The organism is Piscirickettsia salmonis LF-89 = ATCC VR-1361, from assembly GCF_000297215.2.
GTDB classification, from domain to species: domain Bacteria; phylum Pseudomonadota; class Gammaproteobacteria; order Piscirickettsiales; family Piscirickettsiaceae; genus Piscirickettsia; species Piscirickettsia salmonis.
Genome location: NZ_AMFF02000082.1, coordinates 2,760 through 18,791, shown reverse-complemented (window position 1 = coordinate 18,791; position 16,032 = coordinate 2,760). Strand labels below are relative to the sequence as shown.

Annotated in this window: 16 protein-coding genes; 8 read left to right on the top strand and 8 right to left on the bottom strand. The window is 36.9% G+C overall.

Going from position 1 to position 16,032, the window contains the following annotated elements; all coding sequences use genetic code 11:
- Nucleotides 1-49: 49 nt before the first annotated feature.
- Complete coding sequence (locus C200_RS16550; RefSeq protein ID WP_268866900.1) at nt 50-175, bottom strand: hypothetical protein; 126 nt, start codon at nt 173-175, stop codon at nt 50-52.
- A gap of 216 nt (nt 176-391) precedes the next feature.
- Between C200_RS16550 and C200_RS08945 the strand changes: the two genes are divergently transcribed.
- The 3 genes from C200_RS08945 (at nt 392) to C200_RS15445 (ending at nt 3,169) form a co-directional block, all read left to right on the top strand.
- Complete coding sequence (locus tag C200_RS08945) at nt 392-1,288, top strand: RasGEF domain-containing protein (protein WP_016210322.1); 897 nt, start codon at nt 392-394, stop codon at nt 1,286-1,288.
- A 136-nt stretch (nt 1,289-1,424) separates the two neighbouring features.
- Nucleotides 1,425-2,498: a flagellar motor switch protein FliM gene (gene fliM / locus C200_RS08940; RefSeq protein WP_016210320.1), complete on the top strand. Its 1,074-nt coding sequence runs from the start codon at nt 1,425-1,427 to the stop codon at nt 2,496-2,498.
- A 149-nt stretch (nt 2,499-2,647) separates the two neighbouring features.
- A complete protein-coding gene (locus C200_RS15445; protein WP_032126606.1) occupies nt 2,648-3,169 on the top strand; it encodes a hypothetical protein in 522 nt (173 codons plus the stop codon).
- Here the strand turns inward: C200_RS15445 and dnaQ are convergent.
- A complete protein-coding gene (gene dnaQ, locus C200_RS08935) occupies nt 3,081-3,791 on the bottom strand; it encodes a DNA polymerase III subunit epsilon (RefSeq protein WP_016210323.1) in 711 nt (236 codons plus the stop codon). The genes C200_RS15445 and dnaQ overlap by 89 nt on opposite strands.
- A 206-nt stretch (nt 3,792-3,997) precedes the next feature.
- Between dnaQ and C200_RS08930 the strand changes: the two genes are divergently transcribed.
- Both C200_RS08930 and C200_RS08925 read left to right on the top strand, forming a co-directional pair.
- A complete protein-coding gene (locus tag C200_RS08930) occupies nt 3,998-5,410 on the top strand; it encodes an MFS transporter (protein WP_016210319.1) in 1,413 nt (470 codons plus the stop codon).
- Between the two features lie 196 nt (nt 5,411-5,606).
- The gene (locus C200_RS08925) at nt 5,607-6,575 is read left to right on the top strand and encodes a threonine/serine dehydratase (RefSeq protein ID WP_016210321.1); all 969 of its coding nucleotides are present in this window, start codon (nt 5,607-5,609) and stop codon (nt 6,573-6,575) included.
- Nucleotides 6,576-6,623: 48 nt separating this feature from the next.
- Here the strand turns inward: C200_RS08925 and C200_RS08920 are convergent, their stop codons facing one another.
- From C200_RS08920 to C200_RS08905, 4 genes are all read right to left on the bottom strand, one after another.
- The gene (locus C200_RS08920; RefSeq protein WP_016210329.1) at nt 6,624-7,142 is read right to left on the bottom strand and encodes a hypothetical protein; all 519 of its coding nucleotides are present in this window, start codon (nt 7,140-7,142) and stop codon (nt 6,624-6,626) included.
- 60 nt (nt 7,143-7,202) lie between these two features.
- Nucleotides 7,203-8,534 carry an ankyrin repeat domain-containing protein gene (locus C200_RS08915; protein ID WP_016210327.1) on the bottom strand — a complete coding sequence of 444 codons (1,332 nt, stop codon included), beginning with the start codon at nt 8,532-8,534 and terminating at the stop codon, nt 7,203-7,205.
- A 135-nt stretch (nt 8,535-8,669) separates the two neighbouring features.
- Nucleotides 8,670-10,046 (bottom strand): ankyrin repeat domain-containing protein, encoded by a 1,377-nt coding sequence (locus C200_RS08910; RefSeq protein ID WP_016210325.1) that lies wholly within the window; start codon nt 10,044-10,046, stop codon nt 8,670-8,672.
- 153 nt (nt 10,047-10,199) lie between these two features.
- Nucleotides 10,200-11,498, bottom strand: a complete 1,299-nt coding sequence (locus tag C200_RS08905; protein ID WP_016210326.1) for an ankyrin repeats family protein — start codon at nt 11,496-11,498, stop codon at nt 10,200-10,202.
- Nucleotides 11,499-11,819: 321 nt separating this feature from the next.
- Between C200_RS08905 and hmgA the strand changes: the two genes are divergently transcribed.
- Nucleotides 11,820-13,121 carry a homogentisate 1,2-dioxygenase gene (hmgA, locus tag C200_RS08900; protein WP_306592731.1) on the top strand — a complete coding sequence of 434 codons (1,302 nt, stop codon included), beginning with the start codon at nt 11,820-11,822 and terminating at the stop codon, nt 13,119-13,121.
- Nucleotides 13,122-13,194: 73 nt separating this feature from the next.
- Here hmgA and C200_RS08895 read toward each other — a convergent pair whose 3' ends face one another.
- On the bottom strand, nt 13,195-13,824 hold the full coding sequence (locus tag C200_RS08895; protein WP_016210333.1) for a thioredoxin fold domain-containing protein: 630 nt from the start codon (nt 13,822-13,824) through the stop codon (nt 13,195-13,197).
- 203 nt (nt 13,825-14,027) lie between these two features.
- On the opposite strand from C200_RS08895, the gene C200_RS08890 reads away from it, so the two are divergent.
- Both C200_RS08890 and C200_RS08885 read left to right on the top strand, forming a co-directional pair.
- Nucleotides 14,028-14,411 carry an acyl-CoA thioesterase gene (locus tag C200_RS08890; protein WP_016210330.1) on the top strand — a complete coding sequence of 128 codons (384 nt, stop codon included), beginning with the start codon at nt 14,028-14,030 and terminating at the stop codon, nt 14,409-14,411.
- 97 nt (nt 14,412-14,508) lie between these two features.
- Nucleotides 14,509-15,252 carry a T2 family ribonuclease gene (locus C200_RS08885; RefSeq protein ID WP_016210332.1) on the top strand — a complete coding sequence of 248 codons (744 nt, stop codon included), beginning with the start codon at nt 14,509-14,511 and terminating at the stop codon, nt 15,250-15,252.
- Nucleotides 15,253-15,382: 130 nt separating this feature from the next.
- On the opposite strand, the gene C200_RS15440 is transcribed toward C200_RS08885, so the two are convergent.
- Nucleotides 15,383-15,838, bottom strand: a complete 456-nt coding sequence (locus tag C200_RS15440; protein ID WP_080743052.1) for a hypothetical protein — start codon at nt 15,836-15,838, stop codon at nt 15,383-15,385.
- Nucleotides 15,839-16,032 lie beyond the last annotated feature (194 nt).

The window sequence follows — 16,032 nt, the reverse complement described above, 5'->3', positions numbered from 1 at the left end:
TATACGAACCGTAGAGTCATGTGAGAGCTCAGTAGTGGAGTGTGCCGATTCAAGGCACGCAACGCTGTGTGACGCGGACAGCCGAGGGTTTATAGTCGTCGCGTTTTGCTCGGCGATTTTGCATCATTGGATGTGCAAAATACCTACCGAGGTAGCGACGCTTACGACGTAACATTTGAGTATGCTACTCAAATTTTCATCTTTTCATCATTATATAGGCAAAATACCTATATAAATATTTAGCCTGATGAAATTTTGAGTTTTTATTCTACCAAACATCATTACATCATCAATTATGAGGTTAAATAACTTAATAGTTGCAACATCAAGAACATTTATATAGTATGAAAAAGTTACATAACAAAAATTATACCAATAAGAAAGCAGTAAAATGAAACATAATCATTACAAATTTATCCAGTTTTTAACAAGAAAAGAAGAGTTTTCTGATAAAGATACCCAAATGTATTATCAGAGAGTTTCAGGTTATGCAGACAATTTAGATAGGTTGAGTAGAATTTTACTAGGCCAGATAAGTGGTTTTGATATTTTTTCAAATAAACGATCAGTTCAAACAAAACTTGCTAGTGCCTCTAATCAACTAGCTTACCGAATTTGGTCAGATGTTCTTGAGGCGCCAAACTTACAAGCAGCAGCAAAAATTTATTCCTTCTGGGTTGATGTTGCTATTCAAGCGGGCAAGAACAAAAATCTTGATGTAGAAAGCAATATCTATAATGCGCTTACAAATATCAAAATTGATCGAATCTTTGGTGCTCACAAAGATGGATATCAATTATTACCACATAGAATTCAACAAACAATGAGACAATTGGCACAACGCTATGACCCTAATGGCAATTATGCCACATTAAGAAATCTTCTAAATAAAAGCTCTGATTATTTCAGCCCATTTTTTTTATTAGCTAAAGATATTGAGCACATTCAAGACCTCTCAACACCTCATGAGAGGCAAGTATTAAACGCTCTCGAGCATTACCAAAATCAAAGTGCTTCACTTCTAGCTGAAAGGGGTCCCCATACCGCTGATGATGATTTTAGCTGGCTGGATATAGCAGAAGATAATAAAGAGCTATCTTACTTTGGTCAACTATCACGTAACTTAAAGCCCGTCAAGCATAAAGCTGAATATACCGCAGTGTCTATGCCTGAATCCATACACTATAAACCTACATCTGACTGCAAGAATGATCTACTGTTTCGTGACGAAAGTTTATCAGATCAGGTTCAGCGTAGCAGAAGCTATGCTATTGACCTATGTTGCTAACTTCAAATAGAGTTCGCTATTAAGCTGCTTAAAATTTATGAGTGATCAGATTGTTATAAGCCACAATTTGTATATAAACTTATATTATTAAGTATGTAGATCAAATTACTTTAAAATGATTGCATGGTAGCAAGATATGTCAACGGACTTACTCTCTCAAGATGAAATTGATGCGCTGTTACATGGAGTTGATGGCAGTGAATCTGCGGAAGAAGTCGAAGTGGATCCAGATGCTCCTGTCTCCATTGATTTTAACTCTCAAGAACGCATTGTTCGTGGACGCATGCCCACTCTGGAAATGGTCAATGAGCGTTTTGCCAGAACATTTAGAACAACACTTTTTAATCTATTACGTTCTATACCTGATCTTAGTGTCGATGGTATACAAATGCATAAGTTCTCTGATTATATGCATACCCTATTTGTGCCAACTAGTCTTAATATGGTTAAAATGCGGCCACTCAGAGGAAATTGCTTATTTGTCTTTGACGCTAGGCTTATTTTTATTTTAGTTGATAATTTCTTTGGTAGTGACGGCCGCTTTCACGCTAAAATTGAAGGGCGTGAATTTACTCCTACCGAGCTGCGTATTGTTATGCTGCTGCTTGAAACAATTTTTATTGATTATAAAGAAGCTTGGGCGCCAGTTTTAGATGTTAATTTTGAGTACCAAAGCTCAGAAGTGAATCCTGCTATGGCGAATATCGTCGGCCCAACTGAAGCTATTTTTGTCAGTACATTTCAAATTGAGTTAAACGGTGGGGGTGGTAAATTACAAATTGGTTTCCCTTACCCGATGATAGAGCCCATTCGTGACATCTTAGATGCAGGAATTCAAAGTGATAGCACAGATATTGATACTCGCTGGATTCAATCATTACACCATGAAATTGTAGGTGCTCCACTTCGTGTGACTGCTGATTTGGCAAAGGTGGAATTAAGCGCTCGTGAAATCATGCAATTGAAGGCGGGTCAAATTATTCCATTTGAAATGCCAGAAGAAGTTCAAGTGTTTGTGCAAGACACACCTGCTTATATGGCCAAATTAGGACAAGCAAATGGCAATCTTGCCATAGAACTGGTCAAAGAAATTGATAAAAAAACGGGGGTGGCTATCCCCTTCCAAATAAGGTCTGATGAGGAAAAAGATAGCAATGACCACGAGAGTGACGGCCATAAGTCCAAAACAAATAAAAAAAATAAAAAATAAAATCTCTCTTAATAGGGTCACACAAGAAATTAACATAAAATAAATATTATTAATTTTTAATAAATACTCTTGATGCATAATTTTGTTTATGGCCCTATAAGAATTAAGAGTGTCTATATTAAAAATCATATAATTAATGGTCATAGTTTATGAATATAAAAAAAATACTAACGTTAGTTCCTTTTGTCATTTTAACAGTGTCGCCTTACGCAAGTGCTAATAATTACTGCCAAAAAGAGAGAGATCTTAGGCTACAAGTCAGCGCTTACACTTGCCCAAAACGTGATTTTTCTTTAGCATTGAACTTAGCACAGGCTATAGATGACAAGAATTTCGTTCAATCAGTTTGTGCTCAAAATCAGAAAAAAGACTATTGTTTATCTGGTGTTTTATCATTTCCAACAGAAGCAAATGGACTGAGCAGTATTGCCATAATGGAAAAGAAAAAGGCTTGCCTAATGGCAAAAGAAGACCAAGAGCAAATCAACTTATACTTAAGTGCATATTTACTTAGTAAACAGTGTTTTAACTCAAAAGCAGTATTTTTAGAGACTCGTTTTAACCCTAAGTCTATTATTTATGTTAAGACCAAGTCTCAATGCCTAAGGTGTTTAAGTACTGAATATGTTGATCAAACTCGTCAGCAGATGCTGCAACCACGGCAAGATTAATTTCGGACCGATTAATTAGGCGTATCACGGCAGGTTGACCTATAGTTTGATCAGTTTCATCTACTGTAGCTGACTCTTGCCCCCAAGATAGACTGGTTTGCCCCCCGGTCATTGCCAAATAGACTGCAGCAAGAATTTCAGCATCTAGCAAGGCACCGTGCAGCTCACGTTTAGAATTATCAATGTCGTAACGGCGACACAGCGCATCTAAATTATTTTTCTGCCCTGGATGCATACGCCGAGCCATAGCGAGACTATCTACTATTGTACATATATCACGAACTTGACTTAAACGACGGTCAAATAGCTTAAATTCATGATTAATAAATTTAACATCAAAGGCTGCGTTATGTATAACCAGCTCAGCCCCTTGAATATAGTGATAGAATTCGTTTGCGATTTGTGCAAAGACTGGCTTATCCTGCAAAAACTCATTAGTAACGCCATGTACGGCAATTGCTTCGTCATCAACGACCCTTTCCGGATTAATATAGGTATGGTAATTATTACCTGTCAGGCGGCGATTAATTAACTCAACACAGCCAATCTCAATAATTCGATGGCCATCTTTTGTTTCCAGGCCGGTTGTCTCTGTATCTAAAACAATCTGTCTATTTGCCACTTGCTTCACTCCACACTTTACTTTATAGATGTGACTTTTGCTCAATAAAACAATACTACCTTTTTCGTGCTCACCATAGCATAAAAATGGGGGCTTTACAGGTGTATTAAAACTTACAAGCCTGTAATCAAAAAGATAAGACTCACTTAGTCAATGCACTGTATCATAACAACATCACTGATATGCAGAAAAGTGAAGGTATAGACATGAAAGTTATTAGTCCAAGCAATAGTAATAATAAAAACATGCTCCCTTGGCTAGTGTCATTTGGACTCTTTATGGAAAACCTAGATAGCACCGTTATCAACACTGCTATTCCGAAAATGGCTCATAGCCTGGCTGTCAATCCATTGTCCTTGAAACTTGCTGTTACCAGCTACCTGCTTAGTCTCGTCTTATTTATGCCTATTAGTGGTTATCTTGCCGATAAGCTAGGCACTAAGCGTATTTTTATCAGTGCCATTACTGTGTTTACGTTTGGCTCACTATTATGTGGCTTATCAACAAGCCTAACTATGCTGATTATTGCTCGAATCATTCAAGGTATAGGCGGTGCAATGATGGTTCCAACAGGGCGGCTTATTTTGGTTAAAACCTTTGAAAAAGGTGCAATGGTCAATGCATTAAGCAATATGGCCGTTATTGGTCAAATTGGTCCTGCATTTGGTCCACTATTAGGAGGTGCTTTAACTAGTTATCTTTCTTGGCACTGGGTATTTCTTATCAACTTACCCATAGGTGCACTCGGCATCTTTTTTGCTTATCGCTGGATTAACGAGAATCATACAGCCCAAACATCAACATTTGATAGCAAGGGCTTTATTCTTTTTGGCATCGGCCTTGTTACAATTAATTTATTTCTAACCCTACTAAATAATTCTGCAATTTCTTTCAGGCTATTAGAAGTAAGTTTAATAATTGGTATTATTTCTTTAGTAGCTTACTATTTTCATGCAAAAAATAAGACATACCCAATGATTAGCTTTTCCCCATTTAAAACGCACACATTTAAGGTTGCCGTTTTAGGAAGCTTATGGATACGTATTACCGTTAATAGCTTGCCTTTTATTCTGCCTTTGCTATTACAAATAAACTTTGGTTATTCTGCATTTATATCAGGGCTTCTGATCTTGCCTTATGGTCTTGGCCTAATTAGTGCAAAGTTTATAATTAAATCTTTGCTTAGGTATTTAGGTTATCGACGAACTTTATTAATTAACCCTTGTATTATTGCTCTCATTGTTCTGTGCTTTGCTTATTTAAATCCAATGAGTTCAATCTTTCTTATTGCCTTTCTGTGCTTTTTCGCTGGCCTTGCCTGCTCAATACAGTTTAGCTCCATGCAAACATTGAATTATATTGATATTCAAGACCAGGAAAAAAGCCAGGCAACTAGTCTTGCTAGCGTTTTCCAGCAACTGGCTATGAATCTAGGTGTTTGCTTGACTGCTCTTTCTTTAGAATTTTTTAATGTACCGCTCCAACCTCAAAAAGCTCTAATCAGTTTACATGCCTTTCATAGTAGCTTTATTTTTCTTGCCCTTGTTGCAGCAAGTTCAACCATTGTTTTTCAAATGCTAAGAAAAACAGATGGTTTAAGTGCACTTCAAGTAACTTAAGTAGGCTCATTAAGAATATTTTTCTAGATATTTACAATTTTATATCATTTAAATATAAATATTATTTCCTCTCTACCATTACCAAAATATATTTTGACATATAAATTAATTGTGGGAATTATACCTGTAAATAAGTATAACTTGTTACATGTAATACTAAAGATAAAATGAATTTGAATTAATACAGGGAGCAACCATGGATCTTTTAACAAAGATTATTGCTGCAGATAGCAAAATTAAATCACAAGATCGCTTTGTACAAAAAACACCACTTGAAAAAAGCCTACTGTTAAGCAATAAACTCAATTGTGAGGTGTATTTAAAGTGTGAACATTTACAAAAAACGGGTTCTTTTAAATTACGAGGTGCTTTGCATAAAGTACTATTAATGTCCGAAAATGAGCGTCAATACGGTATCGTAGCCGCTTCTTCGGGTAATCATGGCTTAGGTGTTGCATTGGCTGCACAACTTGGTAATACTCATGCGACCATCTACGTTCCAGAAACTGCATCAACGATGAAACTCAATGCAATTTCAAGCCTTGGTGTTGATGTTATTAAAGTATCAAGCAGTAATTGCTTAGTGGCTGAGCAAACCGCACGCCTTGAAGCTGTCAAAAACCAACAAACGTTTATCTCTCCTTATAATGATCTTGATGTAATTTGTGGACAAGGAACAATTGGTTTAGAGTTAATTGAGCAATGCAACGAGTTGGATGCAGTGTTTATTGCAGTCGGTGGTGGCGGACTTATTTCTGGTATTGGTCATGCTATCAAGGCCACTCACCCTCATATTGAAGTTATTGGCTGCTGGCCTGAACATTCTCCGGCGCTTTATGATGCGTTAAATTCTGGTCATATTGTAGCTAATAGTCGTGATGACAACACTCTCTCTGATGGCACCGCCGGTGGAGTGGAAGAAAATACAATCACACTTGCACTTAGCCAAAGTATTATTGATAAAAAAGTGTTAGTCAGTGAACAAGAGATTATGGCAGCAATCCGGCAGATTGGTGAGTATGAACGCTGGATTATTGAAGGTGCTGCTGGCGTTGCTGTTGCGGGCTTAATGAAAATGGCCGATCAATATAAAAATAAAAAAATCGCCGTTATTTTGTGCGGTCGCAATATTAGCTTTGATAAATATTTAATCGCAATTTCATAAAAAATTTTAAAGCAGCTCTTTGTTAGGCTGCTTTTAACAAAAACAATATCAAAGGGCATAACCTTCATCTCTACCATGGTCTAATTGGTCCGATAAATCTATTGTTTCTTGCCCCTTTTGAGCAGTATCAAAAGATGATCTAACAACTTCAGTGGTATTAAATTGAGAAAAGTGCTCTCGTAAACTCCGATCAAAGACTCTTTCGTGTTCTAATGTTATTTTTTTAGTAAAGCGATTACAGTCACTTTTAAATTTATTTAAAACTCCTCTTAACCCTTTCAGAAAATCGAATCGAACTTCTGCTGCTTCTATTAAACCTTGAGATTCTTTCAAAATCGGCAAAAGAATAACCATTTGTTTAAATTTTACCTCGGCCTGACTTCCCCCTCGAACATTCCGGATTTGATATAACACATCTCGTAATTTAGTTGCCATATCATCAGCATATGCACGCCTGCTAATTTGGAGTTCAGCAGTATCTCCCATTCTTGGCTTTCCTTTTTTCTTTATATTCCCATAATAATTTAATCGTTTTACATTATCTTCTAAAAACTTTTCAACATTCATCGTCAAACCTCATTAAATTAATGTAAAAAAGAAAAGTTAACTAAACAAATTTAAATTTGTTTAGGGCGATGGACTAAGCGCTGGTTTTTCTGCAGAGCTTCTATTTGTCGATGTAGTAAAAAAAAGATCGCTACTTTGTCCCACTCGCTTGTCTTCCCTTTGCTCATCATGTAGAAGTGATTGTTTATCCCTCAAACACACATTTAAAAAAGATCTTTCATGAGTATCAACTAAAATATTCCTACTTTTTCTTATACCAAATTCTCGTTCAGGAATAATAGAAACTGATAATAGAGTTTCTCTAACTTCTTTTTCACCAAAAGCGGTTAACATATCCCTCGGTAATAACCCAGCATTGTTTGGTTGGTCGGCTGCTCCATGTTCACGTAATAATCTTGCCAATTTTTCAGAACCTAATGCATAAGCATAATGCAATGGTGTATTGCCATCTTCATCCGGAATATTAGCAGCACGATCTGCAAAACCTTTTTCTAACAAGCAAGAGGTTATTTCAATATCTCGCATTTTTACTGATAATAATAAGGTAGTCTTACCTTCAACATCGGTTATTGTTGGGTCAATCTGTTCTGCAAATAAATCAATAAATAGCCTTGCATCAGCTAAGCCTTCATCAACAACCAACGTATGCAAGGGGGTATTACCAAAAGCAAAAGCAAGTTCGACTACATCTGATACATTAGGACTTGCTCCAAAATCACGGGCCATGATTAGTTTTCTTTGAAGGCCTTCTCGTTGACCAACAACCATACTCAATAATGACTTGCCCTGCACTAATCCATGCTTTAATAATTGAGGATATTTTTCTAAAATCCTTCTTAGCTCTTCAGGAGTTAAAACCTCCCCCATCATACCAGGAAAAAAGAGCTTAACTAGCTGCCTATCAGAGTCATCAATAAAAGCACTCTGAGGATATTTAGCTTGCATCTGTTGATACCAGCTTGCAGTAGGGCTAAACGCTATCTGCCCTCCATTATCCTTCATCATTTTAACAATAGATCTGCAATATGCAGCTTCTGTACGCTTTGAATTCCCATAGCGATAAGCAACCGTTACCGCCGCCTCTCCTTTAAGATCAGACTGAAATGGATTGGCACCCCTTTCTAAAAGCAACTTTATAACATCTTCATGCTTTCTTGTTGAGGCAAAGTGAAGCGCTGTCTTTTTTGATTTAGGACCAAAAGAGTTAATATCAGCCCCATAATCTAATAATGCAATTACATCTTCTCTATCACCCTTAGCCGCAGCTCGCCTTAACGCATGGTTTTTATCATTAGCTCTATACTTGCTTATAACTTTACTAACTAAATTTTCTGAACCTCCTTGGCCTGCTGTTTGAAGTTCCTCTTGCAATTGTCTTCGTGGGACACTCATGTCATTTCTCCTATGAGCTTAAGATAATTTCTAATAGTGAAGCACAGATATACTTAAAATTTTATGAGAAATTTACTTGTTAAATTCCATAATTAAATCCATTATTCCTTTTATCTTATTGAGCTAAGATAATGGTTACCAAATTGGCTCCAATGCAGGCCCTATCTCACACTCCTCAATAATATTATATCGATCTTGAAATAAAAAATGAGGATGCTTTTTATCTCTGATGTTATTAAAGAATTTCGTTTGATCAGCGCAAATATAACCTTCCCTTGGTTTACCCATTCTTTTTATTGAAAAATAATCGTAGGCATAACCAGACGAGTCGACTTTACCAATACAGTCATATATAGCAATTGAACGTAAATTATCAGCGGTGACTTGGTCTTTTTTAATACCAAGCAAATCCAAAAGAAAACTATAGTTTTCTTTTTTTAACATTTTACATAGTCTTTTTAAGCTATTTGGTCTCCACTCATCATCACCTCTTCGTTGAGCAGCAGTTGCAATTAAACCTTTCATTGCTCTTTTAGTTGGTTCACATTTTTTGAAGTTTCTTAAAGCCTGAGTTTTAGGGCTATTCCCGCTTCCTGCAACTTTCGAACAAAAATATCCCCAATTTTCTCTATTCTCTTCCTTCCTTTGTTCTTCTAGGCTTTTGCTTTGACTTTTATCTATTTCAATCTGCTTTTGAAACTCAGAAAAATCAAATTGATGATCTTTCCCAACTAGAAATCCAGCAACTAGATGATCTAGCTCAGCATTCAAAGGTCGGCCCTGTGTTTGCTCTGGTCCAAGCTTGACTCTTACTTGCTCTAATCCAATGCCTGCTTGTACTTGTTTGCATGCACCAATTTGTCTGTGGTATTGATCCAATAGAAAATCAAAAAACTGGCCATCATCATCATTCGATCGTGCATATGTTAGTGGATCTTTGCCATTTTCTTCATGAAAGTTTAAGTCAAAATCCGCCCCGTATTGCAATAACAGCGGAATCATCTCTCTGCTTTTCAGTTTAACTGCTAACTGAAAAGGGGTTAAACTCTTTTTATGGTGAGAACCTTGCAGGTAGCAATATGTATTAGGATCCGCACCCATTTCTAGAGTTTTCTGAACAATATCAATGTGATTATGCTCAACTCCCCAGAAAAGTAATCGTCCTAATACATGAGCAGGTATTTTAAATTGTGAGTACTCAAGTAGTGCGGCCATCATTTGCTTTTTTATGCGATTATCATCTGGCCATTGAACACCTCGCGTATGTAAATATGGGTTGCCTCCTTTATTTAATAACAGTCGAACAATATCAGGACTGCCGCCCCATTTAATCGCTGCATCTATTGAGTTATAACTAATTCCTTCTACAAGATATCTCGCATTAGGGTCAACTCCTGAATCTAAATATTTTTGAATACGTTCGATTCTTCTCGCATGGGATGATCGAACAGCACTAAAAAGAAGTGAGCTAATGGTTTTTTTATTTGTAGGTCTTGTTAATCGTCCTGGCATATTTAATCCTTATACTTAAATAATTTTTTCAATAACAAAAGAACTGCATTTGCTAATAAATGAATGGCATTATCTCATTTTTCATAAAATAAAAATTTTATGTATTAAACTGTGGACAAAGTAAAATACCTCAAAGAAAGTTCGCTCGGGATGTTAAGTCAGCTCTAACGTTTGTGCTCTATCATGTTCTTCAATGACGTTATGGTGATCATGAAATATAAAATGAGGAACACGACCCTGTTCTGTATTGGCAATGGCTTCAAAAAACTGGCTTGTACTGGCATAGTCCTCCTTACGAATTCTTCCTGGTAAAAATTCTTTTTTTATCTTCCCTTCACTAATTAATTGACCATCAATATCACCATATCGAGCGATAGAGCGTAAGTTATTTGGAGTTACTTGATCTTTTGTGACACCAAGTATACCTAAGATAAAACTATTATTTTCCTTTTTAAATAAGTGGCATATCTCACATAAAGATGTTGTTTCGCCACCACCGCGGTGTCTTCTTTGTGCTGCAACCGTAAGAAAACTTCCTAACATTTCCTTATTAAGTTCGCAAAATCGATAATGGTATAAAGCTTTAGATTTGCCTTCATTAAGAAATCCAATGGTTAAATCATCACAAAGTCTTGCCCATAACACTTGTCTTCTGCATTTTTCTGCTTTAACAGCAGTATCGCCAGTAAGAAATGAAATTGTTAAATCTTTTAGAGCGCTTGGCAATACCTGTCCATATGATGACACATCTAACGCAGCACCCGACTGAAAATGTCCACGTTCAATTGCATACTCTTGCTGTTCTTTGAGGAGAAAATCATAAAACTCACGGTCGCAACGTCTTTGTGCGTAATCAAGTATGCTAACATTACGTTCTCCATTTTCTTGATACATTTCTAGATTAAGTCTGCCACCATATCGAAGTAACAGAGGAATACTTCCTCGATGTTCAAGTTTAACAGCCCAATCAATGGAAGAATAATTACTTATACCTGCATGAAACAAGTAATAATAATAACTATCAGGGCTTGCCCCCATTTTTAATGCTTTCTCTGCAATATCAATACGATTCTTACCAACCGCCCAAGCAAGTAATGCGCCTTTGAATATATAAGCCGCCTTAAACTTTGAAAACTTAAGAATGACATCTATTGTTGCTAATATTGACTCTGTTGCCTCATCATCGTTTAGCCATGGAGCAAACTTTATCCCTTTAGCTGGGTCTCCTCCCACAGCTAATAATAATTCAACTAATTCAGGGTCAGCTAGCTTAATGGCTAAACCCATAGCCGTTGTCCAACACAGTCTTTTATAGTGAAACAACGTATTAGGGTTAGCATTTAATCTTAGGTATTCAGGAATACGTGCCAATTCACTTGGATCTGACGACTTAAGTGCATTAAATAAGGATCTCGTTGGATCTTTAATTTCTTTCCCTAACGTTCCTGGCATAATTTAATTCCTTGTTTTCCCTTTTAAGAGCGACTAAAGTTTAATCAACAACCCTCAAAAACTCCTTACCTATTTAACGATAACAGTACGAACCTTGTAATGGACTAAATACGACAATCCTCTTAGTTTAATTTCTAAAAAATGTAAATTTTTGTTTACTGAAATGTAATCTTATAGATGTTCATTTGTTATTTATTGCCTATAATTTGATCAATAAATTGCTATAGCAATCTTACGCCACACTGCAATATACAATAAATGTTTAATGTTTTTTGCCTATTGATTTAAAGCTCGATAAAATGAGAGGCGAATTTAAATAATATAAATGGAGCTGTAGTTATCGACAAGAGCATATATCATTTAACTGGCTTTGGTAATCACTTTCAAACGGAAGCAAAAAAAGGGGCATTACCGTTACATCAAAACAGTCCACAGCAAGCCCCACTTGGTCTTTATCCTGAACAAATAAGCGGCACTGCTTTTACCATGGCTCGCCATCAGAATCGTTTTAGCTGGCTTTATCGTATTCGCCCGTCTGTGCAACATGCTGGACGCTTTGAAAGTTTTGATATGCCTAATTGGCAAAGTGCGAATCATCAAGTATTTTTCACACCACCCACACAGCTACGCCTGTCTCCATTAACGCATTTTGATCAGACAACAGACTTTCTTGATGGTATCAGAACAGTGACTGTCAACGGTTCTATCAGTGCTTTTGATGGTGGTGCAGTTCATCAATATGCTGCAAATAGCAGCATGACTCGCTACTTCTATAATAGTGATGCTGAGATGCTATTTATTCCATCAATAGGTACACTCACCCTGCATACTGAATTTGGTATACTGACAGTAAAACCCGGTAGTATTGCGATTGTTCCTCGTGGTGTTCGTTTGCGTATTGATGTCGATGGCCCTGTTATCGGTTATTTACATGAAAATTATGGCTACCCCTTTATTCTTCCTGATCGCGGAGTCATCGGTGCTAATGGCTTAACCGAAGAACGTCACTTTATTGCACCCCATGCCGCCTATGAAGATAAAACTGGCCCCTTTGACATTATTACGAAATTTAATGGTGAGTTTTGGGTCTCTCAAGCTAAACATTCACCTTTAGATGTAGTTGCCTGGCATGGTAATCTGACGCCCTTTCTCTATAATTTAAGTGATTTTTCACCCGTGTGGGCAGTTAATCGTGACCATTCAGATCCAAGCATTTTTACAGTTTTAACTTCACCCAGCGCATTGGCCGGAACCGCAAATATTGACTTTGTTATCTTTCCTTCTCGTTGGTTAACTGTCGAAAATACATTCCGCCCCCCTTACTTTCATCGCAATGTCATGAGTGAATGTATGGGACTTATTGAAGGTATTTATGATGCGAAAGCAACAGGATTTGAGCCTGGCGGTATCAGCATTCACAATTGTATGGCAGGCCACGGTCCGGATAGTACAGTTTTTGAAGCCGCATCTGCACAAAAATTAGAGCCGACCTATTACAATCAAACGCTGGCTTTTATGCTCGAGTCAAATAAAATTTGGCAATATACTGACTATGCGAATCAACAGCAGCAAAAAGACTATGTTGATTGTTGGTCTGACCTATCAAGACGTTTTAAAGACTAAGCGTTCAAGTAAACAAGAAAGGGGAGCCCCCTTTCTTTTTATTCTTGTCGCTTATAGCGCTTAACGATCCAACTCAACTTTCAGGTAATTTACCTAAATGATTAACAAAACTCTGCATATCACCTTGAGGGAACCCCCCCACCTGACTCTTACCTTGCTTATCGCGATAAATCAATGATGGCGTTCCTGTCAACCCACTATTTTGAAAGAAAATCATATTTCCCTTTAAAGCAATCATTTGCTTAAAAGGAATTTTATTCGCAGCAATTGGCTTAATACCACCACTTTCTCTCGCCATGTCAAATCCAGCTTCATCTTCTGCAAGTGCATTAACTGGGTTCTGTGCTGACCAAATAGCTGCAACCTTGCCCGCGCTATCTTCACGAATAAAAGCCACCATTACCCAACGAATTAATAGTTGGCCGCTTTTAACATAAGGCTTCAACTTATCATATAAAATATGGCACACTGAGCAATTGGGCTCTGCAATCATGTACAGCTGATGAGTCGCTGTTATCTGCCCTTCACTAAACCACTTCGTTTGTGAAACCTCATTTAATAACCGATCCTCTGGTGATTTTTGAACTGAAGTGGTTACTCCTGCTTTTTCTGGAATAACCGCTGTTGCCGCTGTTGCAGCATAACTACTAAATAAACACACACTACCTATTACCATCAAAGCTAAAATCTTGTTTATTCGCATAATATTACCCTTATATTATTTCATTGGAATGTATGGAGCCTAGAGTATTATGACTCATACATATAACCTGCAATATTCTAATACTAATAATAACTAAGGCACAATGATAGATACTTTAGGGTATACTCTGATATATATATAGAAGCTAACTAACCTACTAACTAATTAATTTAAATATAAAATTAAGTAAGATTATAAAGGAAATGACAGTTTCCCTTTTTATTTGGCAAAGTGAAGTTAAAGACAGTGAGCTTGATGCCCAAGCCATAGTTAATAATGCAGTATACTTTACTTATCTTGAACATACACGCCACAAATATTTTAAGGCAAAAGGTTTTGACTTTATCAAATTTCATGAGCAAGGAATTGATCTTGTGTTAACTCATAGCGATATTTACTATAAAAATTCCTTACGCAGCAGTGATGAATTCACAGTGTCGCTTAAAATAGAAAAAATAACGGCAACTCGCTTAATTATCTATCAAGAGATTAGCAAGCTTTCTACTCATACTCATAAAGTCATACTTACGGCAATGAACACAATTGTCTGCATTAATCGCCATAATAAACTAAGTCATAAACAGTAAATTACTTACAATTTTGAACAAACCTCTTGCCTTTTTTGCTTAACATGTCAGAATTTGTTTACTAAAATTTACATTTAGTTGGAGAGTAAGAACCGTTATGCTATTTCGTAAAAAAACGATCCTTAAATCTATTATCATTTCCGCAACTCTACTTAACTCCCTTTCATCAATACCTAACTTTGCTAAATCATCCAGTCCAGAATCTGGTGATTTTGATCATTATGTCTTTGCTCAAACCTGGTTACCACAATTTTGTGAAGGCAAAACTGATAATAACAGCTGCAAAAACAAGACCTCAACCAGCTTAGAATTAACAATTCATGGCTTATGGCCAAATTATGCAGAAAGTGGTTCGTGGCCCTCATCATGTATTGATAGCCCTGGCTGTGATGATTCTAAATCCAGTTGTGGCGTAGATTATAACAAGCTTAAACCCATCCAAGATTCTCTTGACCTCTATATGCCAGGAGGAGAAGATTTTTTATGGAACCATGAATGGCAAAAGCATGGAACCTGTAGTGGTTTAGATCAAGAGCCTTATTTCACTGCTGCTCTAAATTTAGAAACCAAATTACCTACGCTTCAGGATGTTTCTAGTCCAACGAGTTTAGAAAAGCTTCAACAAATATTCAATAATAAAGCGACATTTTATTGTTACAAGGATAAAGAGACCAGCAAAGTTTATTTAAAAGAGGTCCACACTTACTGGAGTTACTCTAACAATGATCAGGATAAATATATACCAGATCAGCAACTAAGTATCCCTAGTGATGAGAACTCTAATACCTGTGTTACACAAGATGATATTATCCTGCGTTCTTTTTCATCAGATTGGTCGTAATTAAATTAGGATTATAAATAACCACGGGATTACCCGTGGCAGCTCCATCTACTCTCAACATAGAGAGTAAATTGACTCATCACATAACAACAAGTCTATAGTAAAACATTGTTTGATATTTTACTAAACCTTAAGAAAAATCACGTGCAGGGTGTTGCTCTGCTTGACTTGACATACTACTTGCATCAAAAAATGGTGTTGCCACTGCACCAAGCGCTCTAAGCGCAAGACTATCCCCGACCACATTCTTCCACGCTTCATTATAATCAAGGCGCATACTTTTCACCATAGCCAACTGCAGCAAATTCATATGAACTAAGCGCGGAAATTTCTGGTTTGGTGAGATCTGTGTATAGAGAATATTACTTTTAGGCTGCTCTTCAGGACAATCATCAATCAGCATTGAGCACCCATCATTCAACAGAGCATCAATAAAATCAGCTTTTGAACCCACCTGCTTTATTGCAGATTGATTAAAGTAATTGCTCCCCTGAAAACTTAGACCTAAAGGTGAAAGGATTTCATTGACTTTTTCATTTGAATATGATTTATTGGTCACCACTTTAATTTTGTGACCAAGTTCCAAAAATTCGCTAATTTTTAGAACCGCATCTTCATTAACATAAAAGAATTCTGGGAATAGTTGCCCGGCTGGATTATACACCATCAACACGTTCGTAAGCGTCGCTACCTCGGTAGGTATTTTGCACATCCAATGATGCAAAATCGCCGAGCAAAACGCGACGACTATAAACCCTCGACTGTCCGCGTCACACAGCG

Excerpts from the sequence above, each read along its gene's own strand:
- C200_RS16550 (WP_268866900.1), bottom strand. The coding sequence starts at position 175 with ATGTTACGTCGTAAGCGTCGCTACCTCGGTAGGTATTTTGCACATCCA.
- C200_RS08945 (WP_016210322.1), top strand. The coding sequence starts at position 392 with ATGAAACATAATCATTACAAATTTATCCAGTTTTTAACAAGAAAAGAA.
- fliM (WP_016210320.1), top strand. The coding sequence starts at position 1,425 with ATGTCAACGGACTTACTCTCTCAAGATGAAATTGATGCGCTGTTACAT.
- C200_RS15445 (WP_032126606.1), top strand. The coding sequence starts at position 2,648 with ATGAATATAAAAAAAATACTAACGTTAGTTCCTTTTGTCATTTTAACA.
- C200_RS08930 (WP_016210319.1), top strand. The coding sequence starts at position 3,998 with ATGAAAGTTATTAGTCCAAGCAATAGTAATAATAAAAACATGCTCCCT.
- C200_RS08925 (WP_016210321.1), top strand. The coding sequence starts at position 5,607 with ATGGATCTTTTAACAAAGATTATTGCTGCAGATAGCAAAATTAAATCA.
- C200_RS08920 (WP_016210329.1), bottom strand. The coding sequence starts at position 7,142 with ATGAATGTTGAAAAGTTTTTAGAAGATAATGTAAAACGATTAAATTAT.
- C200_RS08915 (WP_016210327.1), bottom strand. The coding sequence starts at position 8,534 with ATGAGTGTCCCACGAAGACAATTGCAAGAGGAACTTCAAACAGCAGGC.
- C200_RS08910 (WP_016210325.1), bottom strand. The coding sequence starts at position 10,046 with ATGCCAGGACGATTAACAAGACCTACAAATAAAAAAACCATTAGCTCA.
- C200_RS08905 (WP_016210326.1), bottom strand. The coding sequence starts at position 11,498 with ATGCCAGGAACGTTAGGGAAAGAAATTAAAGATCCAACGAGATCCTTA.
- C200_RS08895 (WP_016210333.1), bottom strand. The coding sequence starts at position 13,824 with ATGCGAATAAACAAGATTTTAGCTTTGATGGTAATAGGTAGTGTGTGT.
- C200_RS08890 (WP_016210330.1), top strand. The coding sequence starts at position 14,028 with ATGACAGTTTCCCTTTTTATTTGGCAAAGTGAAGTTAAAGACAGTGAG.
- C200_RS08885 (WP_016210332.1), top strand. The coding sequence starts at position 14,509 with ATGCTATTTCGTAAAAAAACGATCCTTAAATCTATTATCATTTCCGCA.